Genomic DNA, 14,620 nt, shown 5'->3' with positions numbered 1-14,620 from the left:
GGTTGCTCGGAACCGGGGGCGCCGCGGCCCGCTCTGGACGGCCCTCCGAGGGCCGGGCTGTTGACAGCCCCTGCGCAACCTTCTATACGCCCGCTATCTCGGAGGCGGAGGCCGCTCTGCCAATCCGACATCATTACTGAAGTGGTCACGATCCGGCCTACTACTGGCCCGATCCTCTGTTAACCCACCGCGTCGTTTTCCTCGGTACGGGAACGTTGCGGTCATTTTGCTTTGTGGACGCGCAAGGTAACCGAAATTAGCCGCATGGGGGATCCCCCGTGTATGAAATCTGAGCGATACGGGGATATATCCGGAATGCCAACGATCCAACAGCTGATCCGCAAGCCGCGGCAGCCGAAAGTCAAACGTTCGAAATCCATGCACCTGCAGGAGTGCCCGCAAAAGCGTGGCGTCTGCACACGGGTTTACACAACAACACCCAAGAAGCCGAACTCGGCCATGCGTAAGGTTGCCAAAGTGCGCCTGACCAATGGTTTCGAAGTCATCTCCTACATCCCGGGTGAGAGCCACAACCTTCAGGAACACTCCGTGGTTCTGATCCGCGGCGGTCGTGTAAAAGACCTTCCCGGTGTGCGTTACCACATCCTGCGCGGTGTTCTCGATACCCAAGGTGTCAAGGACCGGAAGCAGCGTCGCTCCAAGTACGGCGCGAAGCGTCCGAAGTAATCTCGCAGTGGTGGGGCATGCCCCCACCAATCCATTCGATGTTGGGTGGGGCATGGCCCCACCACCCGCCAAGAGGAAGACACTGACATGTCACGCCGCCACGCCGCTGAAAAACGCGAAGTCCTGCCAGACGCCAAATACGGCGATCTGGTTCTCACCAAATTCATGAACAACCTGATGATCGACGGCAAGAAATCTGTCGCCGAGCGCATCGTCTACAACGCGATGACCCGCGTCGAAGACAAGATCAAGCGCGCCCCGATCGAAGTGTTCCACGAAGCACTTGAAAACATCCAGCCGTCCGTCGAAGTTCGTTCGCGTCGCGTTGGTGGTGCCACCTATCAGGTGCCAGTCGAAGTGCGCCCCGAGCGTCGTCAGGCCCTGGCGATCCGCTGGTTGATCAAAGCCGCGCGCGCCCGCAACGAAAACACCATGGAAGAGCGTCTTGCAGGCGAACTGATGGACGCTGTCCAGTCCCGTGGTACTGCCGTTAAAAAGCGCGAAGATACGCACAAGATGGCCGACGCCAACAAAGCGTTCAGCCACTACCGCTGGTAATTTCAACGTCGCGCCCGGTTTCGGGCGCGATCTGTTCGTACTGATATTTTCGAGGAAGCAGCCCCATGGCACGCGACTATCCGCTCCAACGCTACCGCAACTTCGGCATCATGGCTCACATCGATGCCGGCAAAACCACCTGTTCCGAACGCATCCTGTTCTACACTGGCAAAAGCCACAACATCGGTGAGGTGCATGACGGCGCCGCGACGATGGACTGGATGGAGCAAGAGCAGGAACGCGGGATCACCATTACATCCGCCGCGACCACCACGTTCTGGCAGCGCCAGGAAGAGCCTACAGCCGATGCGACATCCGACACCAAGTTCCGGATGAACATCATCGACACCCCCGGCCACGTTGACTTCACCATCGAAGTTGAGCGTTCGCTGGCCGTTCTCGACGGCGCGGTTGCCGTGCTTGACGCCAACGCTGGTGTTGAGCCGCAAACCGAAACCGTGTGGCGTCAGGCTGACCGCTACAAAGTTCCGCGCATTGTGTTCGTCAACAAGATGGACAAAATCGGCGCTGACTTCTTCAACTGCGTGAAGATGATCAAAGACCGCACAGGTGCCACACCTGCTCCGATCCAGATCCCAATTGGCGCCGAGAACGAGCTTGAAGGTCTCGTTGACCTCGTCACAATGAAGGAATGGGTCTGGTCCGGTGAAGATCTGGGTGCCGGCTGGGAACAGCGCGAGATCCGTGACAGCCTGAAAGAGTCCGCTGACGAATGGCGTGCCAAGCTCATCGAGACCGCGGTCGAGATGGACGACGAGGCGATGGAAAACTACCTGATGGACGGTGCTGAGCCGGACGTCGACACCCTGCGCGCGCTGATCCGTAAGGGCACGCTGGCGATCAAATTCATCCCCGTTCTTTGTGGCTCTGCCTTCAAGAACAAAGGTGTTCAGCCACTCTTGAACGCCGTGATCGACTATCTGCCCAGCCCGCTGGACGTTGTCGACTACATGGGCTTCAAGCCGGGCGATGAGACAGAAACCCGTAACATCCCGCGTCGTGCGGATGATGAAATGGCGTTCTCTGGCCTTGCGTTCAAAATCATGAACGACCCCTTTGTTGGCTCGCTGACATTCACCCGCGTTTATTCGGGCGTGCTCAAGAAGGGCGATACCCTCTTGAACTCGACCAAAGGTAAGAAAGAGCGCGTCGGTCGTATGATGATGATGCACTCGATCAACCGCGAAGAGATCGAAGAAGCTTTTGCGGGCGACATCATCGCGCTTGCCGGTCTGAAAGACACCACCACAGGTGACACGCTTTGTGCTGCCAACGATCCGGTGGTTCTGGAAACCATGACCTTCCCCGATCCGGTTATCGAGATCGCGGTTGAGCCAAAGACCAAGGCCGACCAAGAGAAAATGTCTGCAGGTCTGGCCCGTTTGGCCGCCGAAGACCCCTCTTTCCGCGTCGAAACCGATCTGGAATCCGGTCAGACCATCATGAAGGGCATGGGCGAACTTCACCTCGACATTCTGGTGGACCGTCTGAAGCGCGAATTCAAAGTTGAAGCGAACATCGGTGCGCCGCAGGTGGCTTACCGCGAGACCATCAGCCGCGAAGCCGAAATCACCTACACCCACAAGAAGCAGTCGGGTGGTTCGGGTCAGTTCGGTGAAGTTAAGATGATCCTGATGCCGACCGAGCCGGGCGAAGGTTACTCTTTCGAGAGCCGTATCGTCGGTGGTGCCATTCCCAAGGAATACATCCCGGGCGTGGAAAAGGGTATCAAGTCGGTTCTGGACTCCGGTCCGCTAGCGGGCTTCCCGGTCATCGACTTCAAGGTGGCTCTGATCGACGGTAAGTTCCACGACGTTGACTCCAGCGTTCTTGCCTTCGAAATCGCCGCCCGTATGGGTATGCGCGAAGGCATGAAGAAAGCTGGCGCGAAACTGCTGGAACCGATCATGAAGGTCGAAGTTGTGACACCGGAAGAGTACACCGGTGGCATCATCGGTGACCTGACATCCCGTCGGGGTCAGGTGCAGGGTCAAGACACGCGCGGCAACGCCATCGCGATCGACGCCTTCGTACCGCTGGCCAACATGTTCGGCTACATCAACACGCTGCGTTCGATGTCTTCCGGTCGTGCGAACTTCACCATGCAGTTCGACCACTACGAGCCTGTGCCGCAGAACATCTCTGACGAGATTCAGGCCAAATTTGCATAACCGGGATGGCGGGGTGAACCCCGCCCTACCCAATCTGTAGGGTGGGTCTTTAAGCCCACCACCCAACATCTAAAGGAGCCAACACCATGGCAAAGGCAAAGTTTGAACGTAACAAGCCACACGTCAACATCGGCACAATCGGCCACGTTGACCACGGTAAAACCACGCTGACCGCGGCGATCACCAAATACTTCGGTGACTTCCAAGCGTACGACCAGATCGACGGCGCGCCCGAAGAAAAGGCCCGCGGCATCACCATCTCGACCGCGCACGTTGAGTATGAAACCGAAGCACGTCACTACGCCCACGTCGACTGCCCCGGCCACGCTGACTATGTGAAAAACATGATCACCGGTGCGGCTCAGATGGACGGCGCGATCTTGGTTGTGAACGCGGCCGACGGCCCGATGCCCCAGACTCGTGAGCACATCCTGCTCGGCCGTCAGGTTGGCATCCCCGCCATGGTCGTCTTCATGAACAAAGTTGACCAGGTCGACGACGAAGAGCTGCTTGAGCTGGTTGAGATGGAAATCCGCGAGCTGCTGTCTTCCTATGACTACCCCGGCGACGACATCCCTGTTGTGCCCGGTTCCGCTCTGGCGGCGATGGAAGGCCGTGACGAAAACATCGGCGAGAACGCGATCCGCAAGCTGATGGAAGAAGTCGACAACTACATCCCGACACCTGAGCGTGCTGTTGACCAGCCGTTCCTGATGCCAGTCGAAGACGTGTTCTCGATCTCTGGTCGTGGTACCGTTGTGACCGGCCGTGTTGAGCGTGGCGTGATCAACGTTGGCGACGAAATCGAAATCGTCGGCATCCGCGACACCAAGAAAACCACCTGCACAGGTGTGGAAATGTTCCGCAAGCTGCTGGACCGTGGTGAAGCAGGCGACAACATCGGCGCGCTGCTGCGTGGCGTTGAGCGTGACGGCGTTGAGCGCGGTCAGGTTCTCTGCAAGCCCGGTTCCGTGAACCCGCACACCAAGTTCGAAGCCGAAGCCTACATCCTCACCAAAGAGGAAGGTGGCCGTCACACGCCGTTCTTCGCGAACTACCGTCCACAGTTCTACTTCCGTACAACTGACGTGACCGGCACCGTTCAGCTGGCAGAAGGCACCGAGATGGTCATGCCTGGTGACAACGTGTCCTTCGGCGTTGAGCTGATCGCACCGATCGCCATGGAAAACGGCCTGCGCTTCGCGATCCGCGAAGGTGGCCGTACAGTTGGCGCCGGTGTTGTGTCGAAGATCACTGAGTAATTATGGGGTAGGCCTTTGGGCCTGACTTGTAAGACTTTCGAAAGGCCGCAGCATTCGCTGCGGCCTTTTGCGTTTGCGGGGGAGGAGCTATTGCGCCTGCCGGCCAAGTCAGGAATCAGGTGTTTTTTCGGTCGTGATTGAACTCTGGCGGTGTGCGCTGTCACGCCGCGAGCGGCATGACTTTGCGCACAGGTTCTAAAAACACGGGGGTTTTTAGAACCTGCTTGCCACGGCCATCGATTCCCCCTATAGGACGCCAATCACCGGGGTGCGTCAGACGCGCCCCGTTTGATTTGATACCAAGGCGCGATGAGGGGGCCGGATGAGCCTGCTTCCTCCAATCCGTTGAAATCCCAAAACAAGGGATATGCATATGGCCGCTCCAAGCCAGAACATCCGCATTCGCCTGAAGGCGTTTGACTATCGGGTGCTCGATTCTTCTACACAGGAAATCGTCAGCACCGCGAAGCGCACAGGCGCTTCGGTTCGCGGACCCATTCCGCTGCCGAACAAAATCGAGAAATTCACCGTTCTGCGTGGTCCCCACGTTGACAAGAAATCCCGTGACCAGTTCGAAATCCGCACGCACAAGCGTCTGCTGGATATCATTGATCCGACCCCCCAGACCGTGGACGCGCTGATGAAGCTCGACCTCGCCGCTGGCGTGGATGTCGAGATCAAGCTGCAATCGTAAAGCTGGGAGGGTAATCATATGTTGCGCTCAGGCGTTATTGCAAAAAAAGTCGGCATGACCCGGCTGTTCATGGAAGACGGCAAGCAGATTCCTGTGACCGTTCTTCAGTTGGACAAGCTTCAGGTTGTCGCACAGCGCACCGCAGACCGTGACGGCTATACTGCCGTTCAGCTCGGTGCAGGTTCGGCGAAAGCCAAACGCACAAGCCAAGCCATGCGTGGCCACTTCGCAGCAGCGAAAGTGGAACCCAAGCGCAAGGTTGCTGAATTCCGCGTCGATGCGGAAGCGATGCTGGAAGTCGGTGAGGAAATCATCGCGGACCATTACTTCGCAGGTCAGTACGTTGACGTTGCAGGCACTTCGATCGGTAAAGGTTTTGCCGGTGCGATGAAGCGTCACAACTTTGGCGGTCTGCGGGCGACACACGGTGTTTCCATCAGCCACCGTTCGCACGGTTCCACAGGCCAGTGTCAGGATCCCGGCAAGGTTTTCAAAGGTAAGAAAATGGCCGGTCACATGGGCGCTGCCCGTGTCACCACGCAGAACCTCGAGGTCGTCAAGACTGACAGCGCGCGTGGCCTGATCATGGTTAAAGGCGCCGTTCCTGGCTCCAAAGGTGGCTGGGTCACCGTCAAGGATGCGGTCAAAAAGCCGTTCCCCGAAGACGCGATTCTGCCCGCCGCTCTGAAATCCGCCGCTGAAGAAGCCGCGAAAGCCGCCGAAGAGGCAGCCGCCGCAGCCGCAGCAGAGGCAGAAGCCGAAGCCAAGCGTTTGGCCGAAGAGCAAGCCGCACAGGAAGCCGAAGCGCTGAAAGCCGCAGAAGCTGAAATCGCAGCTGAAGGTTCGGATGCCGACAATTCCGATGCCGACGCTGACAAGAAAGAAGGTGACGCATGAAACTCGATGTCATCAAACTCGACGGTGGCAAGGCCGGGTCCGTAGACCTGGACGAAGCACTGTTCGGCCTTGAGCCGCGTGCCGACATCCTGCACCGCGTCGTGCGCTGGCAGCGTAACAACGCGCAGCAGGGTACGCACAAGGTCAAGACGCGGTCCGAGACCAGCTACTCGACCAAGAAGATCTATCGCCAAAAAGGCACCGGCGGCGCACGCCACGGTGACCGTAACGCGCCGATCTTCCGCAAGGGTGGTATCTACAAGGGCCCAACCCCGCGTAGCCACGGCCATGAGCTGACCAAGAAGTTCCGCAAGCTGGGTCTGCGCCACGCGCTCAGCGCCAAAGCAAAAGCCGGTTCCTTGGTCATCATCGACGAAGCAACGTCCGAAGGCAAAACAGCCGCTCTGGCCAAGCAGGTTTCGAACCTGGGTTGGAAGCGCACGCTGGTCATCGATGGCGCTTCGGTCAACGAGAACTTCGCACAGGCCGCACGCAACATCGAAGGTTTGGATATCCTGCCGTCGATGGGCGCAAACGTCTATGACATCCTCAAGCGTGACACTCTGGTGATCACCAAAGCGGGGATCGAAGCATTGGAGGCACGCCTGAAATGAGCGCCAAGCATGAACATTACGATGTGATCCGCAAGCCGATCATCACCGAGAAAGCAACAATGGCGTCCGAACAGAACGCTGTCGTTTTCGAAGTGGCGATCGAGAGCAACAAGCCAATGATCAAAGAGGCCGTTGAGGCGCTCTTTAACGTCAAGGTGAAGGCCGTGAACACGTCCATCACCAAAGGCAAGGTCAAGCGTTTCCGGGGCCAGATGGGCCGCCGTAAAGACGTGAAAAAGGCTTATGTGACGCTCGAAGAAGGCAACACAATCGACGTATCCACCGGGCTGTAAGCTTTCGGTGAATGATCTGGAAAAAGGCCTCCGCTTAGCGGGGGCCTTTTTTGTTGCGGCGGTGGTAAGTCAGCGCACTGGCAATCAAAAGCGCCAGTGGTGTGTCTGAGATGCTAGTCTGTGCATTAAATAGGACTGCGCGGTTCCCTTCATAGGTGAACGCATCCCCGAACGCCGTGCGCGCGTCTGAAATGAGTGTGGTCTGGCAATGAACATAGAGCGCGTATCCGCCGGATTTCGGCACACCTAGTCGCAAAGACGTTCCCGATTTTCTTTGGGAAGTAAGATAGGCCGGTTGCCCCCATTTGAGAGTTTCTTCGATAGGGCCTACGCCTTCGGTCTCTGCAACTTCGTAAATAAGCTGCCGTATCTCCAGAAGGCCAGCGCGTGCCAACGCAGGAAAACACGCAAAAGCGGCTGCTACGCCTTCGTTTTGAAGCGGTGGGCTGGATGAATTCATGCGTCAGCCTAGGAGGGGAGGGCGGCATGTTCAATTGTCGGGGTGTACCAAAGCGTCGCCCTACCGGCTAATTTTGGCCACAGACACCGAAACCCGACGTTAATAGTCAACGGATAAGTTGCTTGCTGCGTGCTTTCCTCTACAAGGCATAGAGCAACGATAAAAAGCAGTTCTATGTTTCACGAAAAATCTCCCTCTGGCGCGTCTGCGGACGTGTCGAACGCGCGCGACTGGGTCCGCGTGCTGGCTCGCTACCGCGAGCCGAGCACTTGGCGCAGCAGTTTCGAGCTGGCGATCACGCTTGGGCCCTTCGTCCTGCTTTGGGCACTGGCGTGGTGGGCGATGTCGATCAGCGGCTGGCTGACACTGGCGATCTCGCTGGTCAATGCGGGCTTTTTGCTGCGGCTCTTTGCGATCCAGCACGATTGTGGTCATGCTGCGTTCTTTAGCAGCCGACGTACCAGTGATTGGGTTGGGCGTGTGTTGGGGGTTTTGACACTGACGCCCTATGACGTTTGGCGCCGTACGCATTCGATCCACCACTCCTCTGCCGGGAATCTTGGGCGCCGGGGGATTGGGGATATTCACACGCTGACAGTTGGAGAATACCGCGCGCTTGGGGTGTTCGGAAGGTTTCACTATCGGCTTTATCGCAACCCGGTGGTGCTGTTTGGACTTGGACCAAGCTATCTGTTTTTCGTGCAGAACCGCATCCCGCTGGGGTTGATGGCCAAAGCGCGCTATTGGATGAGCGCGATGGGCACCAACCTGTCGATCCTCGCAGCGCTGGCGGTGATCTTTTATTTCGGGGGGATCATGCCGATCCTGCTGATCTTTGTGCCCAGCACGCTATTGGCGGCGACGGCAGGCATGTGGCTGTTCTACGTTCAGCACCAGTTTGAGACGACTCATTGGGAGGAAAACGAGGCATGGGATTTGCATGATGCTGCGTTCCACGGCTCGTCGCATTATATCCTGCCGCGGCCGTTGCAGTGGTTGAGCGCCAACATCGGCATCCACCACGTTCACCACCTCTACAGCCGTATCCCATTCTACCGTCTGCCTGAGGTGTTGCGTGACCACGCGGCGCTGGCAGAGGGGAACCGGATGACCATCCGCGAGAGCCTTTCCAATGCGCGTTTGCATCTGTGGGATGAGAAGACCAAGCGCCTGTTGTCATTCGCTCAGGCCCGCAGCGCGGCCTGACGCGCAACCGACCTAGGCATAGACATAAACCCCGCTTCGGCGGGGTTTTTTGCATTTACGTCCTTCACTTAAAACCAAAATGAGAGCGCGGGACAGGCCGCTCCAATCATATGCCGGAACTCAACGAACCCGAATTTGCAATCCTTGATCCGGGTATGCGTCTGGCCGAAAGATTGGCCTTGACTGATCCCGCCTTCCGGAAAATCTGAGCATATTGAAGAAGGCGCCCCGGCGCCATCTTTTCGTTTGTGTAGGCGCGGCGGGAGGAATCTTTCTATGCCCACTGGACGGGCAGATTTGAACCTGCTAGGTCGCCACATCGGCTCAGACCCCGGATTCGTCCGGGGTTTGGCTATTTGAACGATCCCGGTGGTTGGGATGCCTGCCTCGCAAGAGATTTAAGCCCATCCACCACTCCTACAGGGGACCTTCGGGGCCCTACAACCAACGCGCTTTCATCATGATGGATGCGTGCCAAGCAAACGGAAGACAGAGAACATGGCACTCAAGTCGTACAAACCGACGACGCCAGGCCAGCGTGGACTGGTACTGATCGACCGTTCGGAGCTGTGGAAAGGCCGCCCGGTCAAAGCCCTTACTGAGGGTTTGACCAAATCTGGCGGTCGGAACAACACCGGACGAATCACAATGCGTCGGACAGGTGGTGGTGCAAAGCGCCTCTACCGTATCGTTGATTTCAAGCGTAACAAGCTGGACATGTCCGCTGTTGTCGCGCGGATCGAATATGACCCCAACCGGACCGCTTTCATCGCACTGATTCAGTACGAAGACGGCGAGCAGGCCTACATCCTGGCCCCCCAGCGTCTGGCCATCGGCGACAAGATCATCGCCGGCGCCAAAGTGGACATCAAACCCGGTAACGCGATGCCTTTCTCGGGCATGCCAATCGGTACGATCGTCCACAACATCGAGATGAAGCCCGGCAAGGGCGGTCAGATCGCACGTGCCGCCGGCACCTACGCCCAGTTCGTGGGTCGTGACGGTGGCTACGCTCAGATCCGTCTGAGCAGCGGCGAGCTGCGTCTCGTGCGTCAGGAATGCATGGCCACCGTTGGTGCCGTGTCCAACCCCGACAACTCCAACCAGAACTACGGTAAAGCGGGCCGCATGCGTCACAAGGGCATCCGTCCTTCTGTACGTGGTGTGGTGATGAACCCGATCGACCACCCGCACGGCGGTGGTGAAGGCCGGACCTCTGGTGGTCGTCACCCGGTTACTCCTTGGGGTAAGCCGACGAAGGGTGCCAAGACCCGCAACAAGAACAAAGCGTCCAGCAAGCTTATCATCCGCTCGCGTCACGCCAAGAAGAAGGGGCGTTAATTCATGGCTCGTTCAGTATGGAAAGGTCCTTTTGTTGACTCTTATGTCCTCAAAAAGGCAGAGGCTTCCCGCGAGGGCGGCCGTAACGAAGTGATCAAGATCTGGTCGCGCCGCAGCACGATCCTGCCCCAGTTCGTGGGTCTGACGTTTGGCGTGTACAACGGTCATAAGCACATCCCTGTTAACGTCAGCGAAGACATGATCGGTCAGAAGTTCGGTGAGTACTCCCCGACTCGGACCTACTACGGTCATGCCGCCGACAAAAAAGCGAAGCGGAAATAAGCCATGAGCAAGGATAAGAATCCCCGCCGCGTGGCAGACAACGAAGCAATGGCAAAACTGCGCATGCTTCGCACCAGCCCGCAGAAACTGAACCTGGTTGCAGCTCTGATCCGTGGCAAGTCCGTGGACAAAGCGTTGACCGACCTCACCTTCTCCAAGAAGCGGGTCGCCCAGGACGTGAAGAAATGCCTTCAGTCCGCGATTGCCAACGCCGAGAACAACCACAACCTGGACGTCGATGAGCTCATCGTGGCCGAGGCCTATGTCGGTAAGAACCTGACCATGAAGCGCGGTCGCCCGCGTGCCCGTGGCCGTTTCGGCAAGATCATCAAGCCGTTTGCCGAGATCACGATCAAAGTGCGTCAAGTTGAGGAGCAAGCCTGATGGGTAACAAAGTAAATCCGATCGGTATGCGTCTTCAGGTGAACCGCACCTGGGACAGCCGCTGGTACGCCGATACCAAGGATTACGGTGATCTTCTTCTCGAAGACCTCGCAATCCGCGACTTCATCAAGAAAGAGTGCCACCAAGCTGGTGTTGCCCGTGTAATCATCGAGCGTCCGCACAAAAAGTGCCGCGTCACGATCCACACAGCACGCCCCGGTGTCATCATTGGCAAGAAAGGCGCGGACATCGAGACGCTGCGCCAGAAGATCGCCAAGATGACCAACTCGGAACTGCACCTCAACATCGTTGAGATCCGCAAGCCCGAGCTGGACGCACATCTGGTTGGTGAGAGCATTGCACAGCAGCTGGAGCGCCGGGTTTCTTTCCGCCGTGCCATGAAACGTGCCGTGCAGAACGCCATGCGCATGGGCGCACTGGGCATCCGCGTGAACCTCGCGGGTCGTCTTGGTGGTGCTGAAATCGCGCGTACCGAATGGTACCGTGAGGGTCGCGTGCCTCTGCACACATTGCGTGCCGACATCGATTACGCGCATGTCGAAGCGGCCACCGCTTACGGCATCATCGGGATCAAGACATGGATCTTCAAAGGCGAGATCATGGAACATGACCCCGCCGCGCGTGACCGTAAGGCACAGGAACTCCAAGACGGCCCAGCACCTCGCGGTGCCGGCGGTCGTCGCTAAGGGGGAATGACAAATGCTTCAACCAAAGCGTACTAAATTCCGCAAGCAGTTTAAGGGCTCGATCAAGGGTCTGGCAAAGGGCGGGTCTGACCTGAACTTTGGCACCTACGGCCTGAAGGCACTGCAGCCGGAGCGGGTTACAGCCCGTCAAATCGAAGCGGCACGCCGCGCCATGACGCGTCACATGAAGCGTCAGGGCCGTGTCTGGATCCGCATCTTCCCGGACGTTCCGGTCACCTCCAAGCCCGTCGAAGTTCGTATGGGTAAGGGTAAAGGTTCCGTTGACTTCTGGGCAGCCAAGGTCAAGCCGGGCCGCATCATGTTTGAAATCGACGGTGTCGGTGAAGACGTGGCACGCGAAGCCCTGCGTCTGGCAGCCATGAAGCTGCCGATCAAGACCCGGGTTGTCGTCCGCGAGGACTGGTAAGCCGCACCCCCCGCGAGGGGTGGGTAAGAGAAATGAACCCCCGTCGAGCGATCGGCGGGGGTTTTTCTTTGTCAGACGAGGGCTTCGTTTTTGAGGTCAAGCCAGAGCTTGCCCTTCTGGTAGCCCCCTTTGACCAAATGCCCCGGTTCGGCGATTTCAGGGTGAGCATCCGCCCAATCGCGAAACCGATCACGGCTCACCACCTGCCCCCCATAGTCCCGCGCCGACTGGAGGATATAGGGATCGGCCGGGGTGCCTTTGGGGACCACCATTACCCGGTCCACCGGAAGATCAAGTTGTCTGCTTAACGCATTATCGTGTTGATATCGCCCGATAAGCAGATAACCGGCATTGGCATCAAACACGACGCCGGGTGTGTAACCGCGGTCGCGCAGCTCGTCCACGATCTCGCGCACGACTTTGATGCTCGGCTCGCCCGACTTCCAATACATAACGTTCGAGCCATCCACGATGATCCACTTTTTCTGGGCGCGCTTGGGTTGAGCCAGGGCGCGCAGCAAGAGGATCGCACTGGCGATAACGCAGGGCACACCGAGCAGCGTGAGATCTTGCCAGCCGGGGATAGATGCTCCGGCGATGGTCAGGACCAAAGAACCGAGTAATAATAAGAAGGGGCAAATCATATTTGAGATAACTGCGTTGAATAGTGCTTAAGGTTGAGTGTCAGGCAAATAGGCGCGTTGAGCAAGGCGCGGCGGCCCGTACTGGCCATCCCGCCTAATAGTCGGTAGCCTCGTCACAACCCATCGCGACAGGAAAGGCCCAGCCACATGAAGCACGTCCCAAAGCCCAATACCGACGAAGACTTGATCCGTGCGTTCCTCGACAAGGGTGGGGAGGTCAAAAAGGGAAAGACCAAGCCGATGCCCAGCGATTTGGGGCTCAGCAACAATCAGTGGGGCAATAAGCTGACGAAAGAGGAGAAAGCCGCAGTAAAGGCGCAGGAAGAGGCGGCAAAGGCGGCCAAGAAGTAGTGTCGAGCGCGAGGGTGTGCCGTCAGATATCGACCTGATAGACGCCCAAAGCCTCGGCCAGCGCGGTTTCTTCGAGATGAAAGTGCGATTGCACGACAGTAACGAGTTGGTCAAAGATCGCGCGGGTTTCGGCGAAGTCCTTCGCACTTGGTGCTTCGGTCAAGCTTTCTGCGGCCTTGCCGAGCCGCTCTAGAAGCGCATGCACTACCTCATGCTCCTCCCGTAGCCGATCTACGATGGTGCGGACAGAATCAGAGCCACGGGCCTGCAATTGCGGAAAAATGCTTTGTTCTTCGATGTTGTGATGCATCGTCAACGCCCAGCATTGCTGCCCGCAGAGCGTTCCGGCAGCGGCGAAATTCTGGGCCATTTCTGTATGCAGCACGATATGGGCCAGATCGGCGGGTGGTGTCTCTCCGCCTTCCATCCAGGCCATGACCTGTGCAATCCGGGCAAGATCCTTTAAGTAATGTCTGTGAATGGCCGCCAGATGCCGCCCCGCTTGCCGCTGACTGTCGGTTACCTTACCTAGCTGAGGCATCGGCGGGCGGGTGTCTGGGTCAATCGTTAACGCAGTCAGGGGCCGCCCATCGGCGTGTTTTGCCATCCTAGGCCCAATTGTAGTTGAAGCTCACCGACACGCGATCTTCCTCAATCATGTTCATCGGCACCTCGTGGCGCAGCCAGCTTTCCCACAGCAGCACATCACCAGCTTGGGGCGCGACATAGATGAAGGGGCGCAGCTCCTCGCGGGCGTCCTTCACCCGGCCGGGGGCTGCCATCATCATCGGCAAGCGCGGGTCTTCAAAGCGGATCGCGCTGGCGCCTTCGGGCATGGTGACATAGGTCGTGCCCGAGATTACCGAATGCGGGTGAATATGCGATGTGTGGATGCCGCCTTCGGGCAGGATGTTCAGCCACAGTGAATCCAGCACCAGTTTGCGCGCGCCCAGATCGAACTCTAGATCTTTGGCAAATTCCGCCACATGTTTGTCCAGCACGGCGACCAGATCTTTGAAGATCGGGAAGCGGTAGGGCAGGTCGTCCAATGAGGCATAAGAGGTGTAACCCGCATAGCCGTTCTCCTCGCACCAATCCTGTCCGGCCTCGTCATCCTCGGCAATCGAGAAACAAGAGGCGGCCAGCTCATCAGTGTCGATGGGTTTGCCATGCGCCGACAGGGCGGCGTGATAGAGGCGGGTGGCGAAAAGCGATTTGATGTTTGACATAGGCCCTTCTTATGCGGAACATGTTCCTATCGCCAGCGTCTTTCCCGCCTAATTCACAGGCGCCGGGCCATCGGGGGTTGCCATGTGCGACCTCAGCGCGTATTGGCACCTTTCATCATGAACTCCACCAGAATCATGGTCACCCTGACAGGGGCCTACTGGTGATGTTGAAAGGAAGAGGCCGTGAAAGCCAGCGAACTGCACGACAAGACGCCGGACCAGCTCCGCGACGAGCTTGTGAACCTGAAAAAAGAATCCTTCAACTTGCGTTTTCAGCAGGCCACCGGCCAGCTGGAGAATCCCGCACGTTTGAAGACCGTGAAGCGTGACGTGGCCCGTGTCCACACCGTGCTGAACCAGAAAGCCGCTGCTGCGGCAGCCGAATAATAGGA

General features: G+C 57.9%; 20 protein-coding genes. 16 read left to right on the top strand and 4 right to left on the bottom strand.

From position 1 onward, the window contains the following. Positions 1-315: 315 nt before the first annotated feature. From rpsL to ACSQ16_RS17030, 8 genes are all read left to right on the top strand, one after another. Entirely contained in the window at positions 316-687 is a 372-nt protein-coding gene (gene rpsL / locus ACSQ16_RS17065) for a 30S ribosomal protein S12 (protein WP_007118826.1), read from the top strand. A gap of 87 nt (positions 688-774) precedes the next feature. Next, positions 775-1,245, top strand: coding sequence for a 30S ribosomal protein S7 (gene rpsG / locus ACSQ16_RS17060; protein WP_007118827.1), 471 nt, complete (start codon positions 775-777; stop codon positions 1,243-1,245). 65 nt (positions 1,246-1,310) lie between these two features. Beyond that, entirely contained in the window at positions 1,311-3,437 is a 2,127-nt protein-coding gene (gene fusA / locus ACSQ16_RS17055; protein WP_093928963.1) for an elongation factor G, read from the top strand. A gap of 86 nt (positions 3,438-3,523) precedes the next feature. Continuing rightward, entirely contained in the window at positions 3,524-4,699 is a 1,176-nt protein-coding gene (gene tuf / locus ACSQ16_RS17050) for an elongation factor Tu (RefSeq protein ID WP_067622157.1), read from the top strand. A 373-nt stretch (positions 4,700-5,072) separates the two neighbouring features. Beyond that, on the top strand, positions 5,073-5,393 hold the full coding sequence (gene rpsJ, locus ACSQ16_RS17045; protein ID WP_093927152.1) for a 30S ribosomal protein S10: 321 nt from the start codon (positions 5,073-5,075) through the stop codon (positions 5,391-5,393). Positions 5,394-5,411: 18 nt separating this feature from the next. After that, positions 5,412-6,290: a 50S ribosomal protein L3 gene (gene rplC / locus ACSQ16_RS17040; RefSeq protein WP_007118831.1), complete on the top strand. Its 879-nt coding sequence runs from the start codon at positions 5,412-5,414 to the stop codon at positions 6,288-6,290. After that, positions 6,287-6,904: a 50S ribosomal protein L4 gene (rplD, locus tag ACSQ16_RS17035; protein ID WP_093927151.1), complete on the top strand. Its 618-nt coding sequence runs from the start codon at positions 6,287-6,289 to the stop codon at positions 6,902-6,904. Before rplC ends, rplD begins: the two co-directional genes overlap by 4 nt. Continuing rightward, complete coding sequence (locus ACSQ16_RS17030; protein ID WP_007118833.1) at positions 6,901-7,197, top strand: 50S ribosomal protein L23; 297 nt, start codon at positions 6,901-6,903, stop codon at positions 7,195-7,197. Before rplD ends, ACSQ16_RS17030 begins: the two co-directional genes overlap by 4 nt. A 34-nt stretch (positions 7,198-7,231) precedes the next feature. Here the strand turns inward: ACSQ16_RS17030 and ACSQ16_RS17025 are convergent, their stop codons facing one another. Continuing rightward, positions 7,232-7,657 carry a DUF1801 domain-containing protein gene (locus ACSQ16_RS17025; RefSeq protein ID WP_243262219.1) on the bottom strand — a complete coding sequence of 142 codons (426 nt, stop codon included), beginning with the start codon at positions 7,655-7,657 and terminating at the stop codon, positions 7,232-7,234. A 174-nt stretch (positions 7,658-7,831) separates the two neighbouring features. On the opposite strand from ACSQ16_RS17025, the gene ACSQ16_RS17020 reads away from it, so the two are divergent. From ACSQ16_RS17020 to rplP, 6 genes are all read left to right on the top strand, one after another. Continuing rightward, the gene (locus tag ACSQ16_RS17020) at positions 7,832-8,863 is read left to right on the top strand and encodes a fatty acid desaturase family protein (RefSeq protein WP_243262221.1); all 1,032 of its coding nucleotides are present in this window, start codon (positions 7,832-7,834) and stop codon (positions 8,861-8,863) included. Positions 8,864-9,361: 498 nt separating this feature from the next. After that, positions 9,362-10,204, top strand: coding sequence for a 50S ribosomal protein L2 (gene rplB / locus ACSQ16_RS17015; RefSeq protein WP_067625855.1), 843 nt, complete (start codon positions 9,362-9,364; stop codon positions 10,202-10,204). A gap of 3 nt (positions 10,205-10,207) precedes the next feature. Beyond that, positions 10,208-10,486: a 30S ribosomal protein S19 gene (rpsS, locus tag ACSQ16_RS17010; protein ID WP_007118838.1), complete on the top strand. Its 279-nt coding sequence runs from the start codon at positions 10,208-10,210 to the stop codon at positions 10,484-10,486. A 3-nt stretch (positions 10,487-10,489) separates the two neighbouring features. Beyond that, positions 10,490-10,870: a 50S ribosomal protein L22 gene (rplV, locus tag ACSQ16_RS17005; protein ID WP_067267968.1), complete on the top strand. Its 381-nt coding sequence runs from the start codon at positions 10,490-10,492 to the stop codon at positions 10,868-10,870. After that, the gene (gene rpsC / locus ACSQ16_RS17000; RefSeq protein ID WP_093927148.1) at positions 10,870-11,577 is read left to right on the top strand and encodes a 30S ribosomal protein S3; all 708 of its coding nucleotides are present in this window, start codon (positions 10,870-10,872) and stop codon (positions 11,575-11,577) included. The genes rplV and rpsC overlap by 1 nt, the downstream gene beginning before the upstream one ends. A gap of 13 nt (positions 11,578-11,590) precedes the next feature. Next, positions 11,591-12,004: a 50S ribosomal protein L16 gene (gene rplP / locus ACSQ16_RS16995; protein ID WP_007118841.1), complete on the top strand. Its 414-nt coding sequence runs from the start codon at positions 11,591-11,593 to the stop codon at positions 12,002-12,004. A 71-nt stretch (positions 12,005-12,075) separates the two neighbouring features. Here rplP and ACSQ16_RS16990 read toward each other — a convergent pair whose 3' ends face one another. After that, positions 12,076-12,648 carry an NYN domain-containing protein gene (locus ACSQ16_RS16990; RefSeq protein ID WP_243262222.1) on the bottom strand — a complete coding sequence of 191 codons (573 nt, stop codon included), beginning with the start codon at positions 12,646-12,648 and terminating at the stop codon, positions 12,076-12,078. 147 nt (positions 12,649-12,795) lie between these two features. On the opposite strand from ACSQ16_RS16990, the gene ACSQ16_RS16985 reads away from it, so the two are divergent. After that, positions 12,796-12,999, top strand: a complete 204-nt coding sequence (locus tag ACSQ16_RS16985) for a hypothetical protein (RefSeq protein WP_093927146.1) — start codon at positions 12,796-12,798, stop codon at positions 12,997-12,999. A 22-nt stretch (positions 13,000-13,021) separates the two neighbouring features. On the opposite strand, the gene ACSQ16_RS16980 is transcribed toward ACSQ16_RS16985, so the two are convergent. Together ACSQ16_RS16980 and ACSQ16_RS16975 are read right to left on the bottom strand one after the other, a co-directional pair. Continuing rightward, positions 13,022-13,606, bottom strand: coding sequence for a hemerythrin domain-containing protein (locus ACSQ16_RS16980; protein WP_243262223.1), 585 nt, complete (start codon positions 13,604-13,606; stop codon positions 13,022-13,024). 1 nt (position 13,607) lies between these two features. Further along, entirely contained in the window at positions 13,608-14,228 is a 621-nt protein-coding gene (locus ACSQ16_RS16975) for a TIGR02466 family protein (protein ID WP_093927144.1), read from the bottom strand. A gap of 183 nt (positions 14,229-14,411) precedes the next feature. Between ACSQ16_RS16975 and rpmC the strand changes: the two genes are divergently transcribed. Continuing rightward, entirely contained in the window at positions 14,412-14,615 is a 204-nt protein-coding gene (rpmC, locus tag ACSQ16_RS16970; protein ID WP_007118846.1) for a 50S ribosomal protein L29, read from the top strand. Positions 14,616-14,620: the final 5 nt, after the last annotated feature.

This window comes from Sulfitobacter sp. SH24 (genome assembly GCF_965641895.1).
In the GTDB taxonomy this organism is placed as follows: domain Bacteria; phylum Pseudomonadota; class Alphaproteobacteria; order Rhodobacterales; family Rhodobacteraceae; genus Sulfitobacter; species Sulfitobacter dubius.
This window is presented reverse-complemented; position numbering and strand designations above follow the sequence as displayed.

Excerpts from the sequence above, each read along its gene's own strand:
- rpsL (WP_007118826.1), top strand. The coding sequence starts at position 316 with ATGCCAACGATCCAACAGCTGATCCGCAAGCCGCGGCAGCCGAAAGTC.
- rpsG (WP_007118827.1), top strand. The coding sequence starts at position 775 with ATGTCACGCCGCCACGCCGCTGAAAAACGCGAAGTCCTGCCAGACGCC.
- fusA (WP_093928963.1), top strand. The coding sequence starts at position 1,311 with ATGGCACGCGACTATCCGCTCCAACGCTACCGCAACTTCGGCATCATG.
- tuf (WP_067622157.1), top strand. The coding sequence starts at position 3,524 with ATGGCAAAGGCAAAGTTTGAACGTAACAAGCCACACGTCAACATCGGC.
- rpsJ (WP_093927152.1), top strand. The coding sequence starts at position 5,073 with ATGGCCGCTCCAAGCCAGAACATCCGCATTCGCCTGAAGGCGTTTGAC.
- rplC (WP_007118831.1), top strand. The coding sequence starts at position 5,412 with ATGTTGCGCTCAGGCGTTATTGCAAAAAAAGTCGGCATGACCCGGCTG.
- rplD (WP_093927151.1), top strand. The coding sequence starts at position 6,287 with ATGAAACTCGATGTCATCAAACTCGACGGTGGCAAGGCCGGGTCCGTA.
- ACSQ16_RS17030 (WP_007118833.1), top strand. The coding sequence starts at position 6,901 with ATGAGCGCCAAGCATGAACATTACGATGTGATCCGCAAGCCGATCATC.
- ACSQ16_RS17025 (WP_243262219.1), bottom strand. The coding sequence starts at position 7,657 with ATGAATTCATCCAGCCCACCGCTTCAAAACGAAGGCGTAGCAGCCGCT.
- ACSQ16_RS17020 (WP_243262221.1), top strand. The coding sequence starts at position 7,832 with ATGTTTCACGAAAAATCTCCCTCTGGCGCGTCTGCGGACGTGTCGAAC.
- rplB (WP_067625855.1), top strand. The coding sequence starts at position 9,362 with ATGGCACTCAAGTCGTACAAACCGACGACGCCAGGCCAGCGTGGACTG.
- rpsS (WP_007118838.1), top strand. The coding sequence starts at position 10,208 with ATGGCTCGTTCAGTATGGAAAGGTCCTTTTGTTGACTCTTATGTCCTC.
- rplV (WP_067267968.1), top strand. The coding sequence starts at position 10,490 with ATGAGCAAGGATAAGAATCCCCGCCGCGTGGCAGACAACGAAGCAATG.
- rpsC (WP_093927148.1), top strand. The coding sequence starts at position 10,870 with ATGGGTAACAAAGTAAATCCGATCGGTATGCGTCTTCAGGTGAACCGC.
- rplP (WP_007118841.1), top strand. The coding sequence starts at position 11,591 with ATGCTTCAACCAAAGCGTACTAAATTCCGCAAGCAGTTTAAGGGCTCG.
- ACSQ16_RS16990 (WP_243262222.1), bottom strand. The coding sequence starts at position 12,648 with ATGATTTGCCCCTTCTTATTATTACTCGGTTCTTTGGTCCTGACCATC.
- ACSQ16_RS16985 (WP_093927146.1), top strand. The coding sequence starts at position 12,796 with ATGAAGCACGTCCCAAAGCCCAATACCGACGAAGACTTGATCCGTGCG.
- ACSQ16_RS16980 (WP_243262223.1), bottom strand. The coding sequence starts at position 13,606 with ATGGCAAAACACGCCGATGGGCGGCCCCTGACTGCGTTAACGATTGAC.
- ACSQ16_RS16975 (WP_093927144.1), bottom strand. The coding sequence starts at position 14,228 with ATGTCAAACATCAAATCGCTTTTCGCCACCCGCCTCTATCACGCCGCC.